At 65.5% G+C, this 2780-nt stretch carries 3 protein-coding genes; all 3 read left to right on the top strand.

Annotated elements, in window-relative coordinates; all coding sequences use genetic code 11:
- Positions 1-184 precede the first annotated feature (184 nt).
- From QMX78_RS21055 to QMX78_RS21045, 3 genes are read left to right on the top strand one after another with little or no spacing between them, the layout of a single operon-like run.
- Positions 185-1525 (top strand): histidine kinase, encoded by a 1341-nt coding sequence (locus QMX78_RS21055; protein WP_282273344.1) that lies wholly within the window; start codon positions 185-187, stop codon positions 1523-1525.
- Positions 1515-2288, top strand: coding sequence for a response regulator transcription factor (locus tag QMX78_RS21050; RefSeq protein ID WP_282273343.1), 774 nt, complete (start codon positions 1515-1517; stop codon positions 2286-2288). Before QMX78_RS21055 ends, QMX78_RS21050 begins: the two co-directional genes overlap by 11 nt.
- A 28-nt stretch (positions 2289-2316) precedes the next feature.
- Complete coding sequence (locus tag QMX78_RS21045) at positions 2317-2646, top strand: hypothetical protein (RefSeq protein ID WP_282273339.1); 330 nt, start codon at positions 2317-2319, stop codon at positions 2644-2646.
- Positions 2647-2780: the final 134 nt, after the last annotated feature.

Here is a 2780-nt window from a genome sequence, read left to right as displayed (position 1 = left end):
TGCTCGGCAGGGGCCTTCCCGGTAAAGGCCCCTTGCCGAGCATGGCTCGGCACTACAGTTTCCACCGGCTTTTCCATCCCCGCCAATCCGGGCTTGGTCGCCCTTTTCCGGGTTTCGTCGCAGGCCGCTTGCAGCCTGTCCGGCGGCGCCTATGCTCACCCCCAATCCCTACGGTGACTGCCCCATGTTCGCCAGCCTCTTCCTCGGTTTCCGCATCCTCGCCGCCTGGGCGCTGACGATCCTCGTCGCCGCGTTCCTGTGGAGTGGCCTGTTCAGCGGCATGGACCAGTCACCGGGCTGGATTTTCGGCCTCGCTGCGATGGCGTTGGCGCTGTTCGCGCTGACTGCCGTGGTTGGCCATATCCGCCGTGTCACCCTGATTGCTGATCGCCTCGACGCACAGTCGCTGGCCAATCGCCATCGCCGCCAGGTCGAGCTGCCGCTGGATGCGCCCACCGCATTCGCGCTGCTGGAGCAGGTCATCGGGCAGATGCCGCGTATCGAACGCCTGGAGCGTTCGGTTGGCACCTTGCAGCTGCGCGCTACCCAGCGCCGCGCCGATCCCTACGGCGAGCGTCCGCCATCGCGCTGGAATCCGATGGCGCGGCTGGCGATCAAGCACAACCAGATCACCGCCCGCGTGATTCCCGGCGCGGATACCAGCAGCGTCACCCTGTTCTTCGAGCCCGATGCCGGCGCCTGGGTTGACCTGTGGCTGCTCGATGAAGGCAGCAACTACGAGAACGCCGAAGCCATCACCCATGCCTTGAGCGGCAAGGTTGCCCAGCAGCGCCGCGAAGAACGCGCACAGGCTGCACGCACCGAGGCCGAAAAAGAACTCAGCGTGGCCCGTTTGAACCTGCTGCATGCGCAGGTGGAGCCGCACTTCCTCTACAACACGCTGGCCAACGCGCAGGTACTGACCCGCAGCGATCCCGCCCGTGCCGAGCAGATGCTGGGGCACCTGATCCAATACCTGCGCAGCTCCCTGCCAGGCATCGACCAGTCGGTGTCCACGCTGGGACAGGAACTGGAGCGGGTGAAGGCCTATCTGGAAATCCTGCAGATCCGCATGGGCTCGCGGCTGACGTTGCAGATCGATGTCCCCGAACACCTGCACGGCGTCAGCCTGCCGTCGATGTCGTTGCAGACCCTGGTCGAGAACGCGATCAAGCACGGCCTGGAGCCCAAGAGCGGCGGCGGCACGGTGTGGATACTGGCGCGCGAGCTGGATGGCCAGTTGACGATCACCGTCGCCGACGACGGCCAGGGCATCAGCACCGACAACAGCGGCACCGGCATCGGCTTGAAGAACCTGCGCGAGCGCCTGCGCCTGAGCTGCGGCGAACAGGCCACGCTTGCGCTGGTGTCCAACTTCCCCAGCGGCATGGCCGCCACCATCAGCCTGCCCAAGCAGCTTGCCTCGCCACCGCCCGTCGTCGCCGCCGCAACGACAGCTGCGCCGGCAAACAACGCGCCGGTGCAGGCAACAGTGAACATCCCGGAGCTGCCCCGTGCATCTTGAAGCCCTCATTGCCGAAGACGAGCCGCTGCTGCGTCAGGCCCTGGTGGCCCAGCTGCAGCGCCTGTGGCCTGAGCTGGACATCGTCGCCGAATGCGAGGACGGTGCCGCCGCGCTGGAAGCGCTGGAGACGCACAAGCCCGATCTGGCTTTCCTCGACATCCGCATGCCCGGCATCACCGGCCTGGACGTGGCCCGCGCGCTGCAGCGGCTGAGCCCGCACACCGAGGTGGTGTTCGTCACCGCCTACGATCAGTACGCGATCAGCGCGTTTGAACAAGGCGCGGTCGACTACCTGCTCAAGCCGGTCAGTGATGAGCGGCTGGTGGCGACCCGTCAGCGCGTGCTGGCGCGCAGGCAGAGTGGCAACACCGATCCGAGCGTGCTGGAGCGGCTGTTGCAGCAGCTGGCAAGGCAACCCGCCGCGCCATTGGCTGCACCGCCGCTGGCCTGGATCACCGCCAGCAATGGTCGCGAAACCCGCCTGGTGATGCTGGACGAAGTGCTGTATTTCCGCGCCGACAGCAAATACACGGTGGTGGTCACCGCCGAGGAAGAACTGCTGCTGCGCAGCTCGCTGCGCGAACTGACGGCTGCCCTGGACGCCAACAGCTTCCGCCAGATCCACCGCGCCACCATCGTCAACATGAAGGCGGTGGCGGCGGTGAGCCGCGATGACAGCGGCCGCGGCGTACTACGGCTGAAACAGCGCAGTGAAACGCTGATGGTCAGCCAACCCTTCATGAGTCTGTTCCGCGGCATGTGATGCCGCCCCCGCTTGTCGGAGTACTACCATGCATTACCTGACAGTTTTGATCGGCAGCCTGCTGTCGATGCTGGGCATCCATGAAGCACCCGGGCAGACCTCGGTAACCCGCATCAGTGGTGAGCAGAGTCTGCTCAGCCGTACCACCGTGGTCAACGGTGTCAGTCGCTTCCAGTGCCTGCAGAGTGATAGTGGTCGCTGCAATTACCAGTTGTACCGCGAGCACTGCAGCGGCGCAGCCGACGCACAGCTTTGTCGTCGCGAGGCTTTGGGTGACTTTGTCGTCGTGGTCGGTTCCACCCGCCAGATGCATGGTCTGCCGGCGGGATACTCTCAGCAGGTGACCTTGCAGAAGTAGGCCAATCGCGGGGTTGCGCGCGGTTGGAGTAGCCCGGGTAAGCAGCGCGCACCCGGGGCAGTTGGTGCACAGTCGGAGCTATCAGCAATGGTTCACTTCCCGGGTGCGCGCTGCTTACCCCGGCTACGGTGCTA

Source organism: Stenotrophomonas sp. PS02298 (assembly GCF_029959445.1).
Taxonomy (GTDB): domain Bacteria; phylum Pseudomonadota; class Gammaproteobacteria; order Xanthomonadales; family Xanthomonadaceae; genus Stenotrophomonas.
Note: the sequence above shows the minus strand (reverse complement) of the source record. Positions and strands in the feature narration are given on the sequence as shown.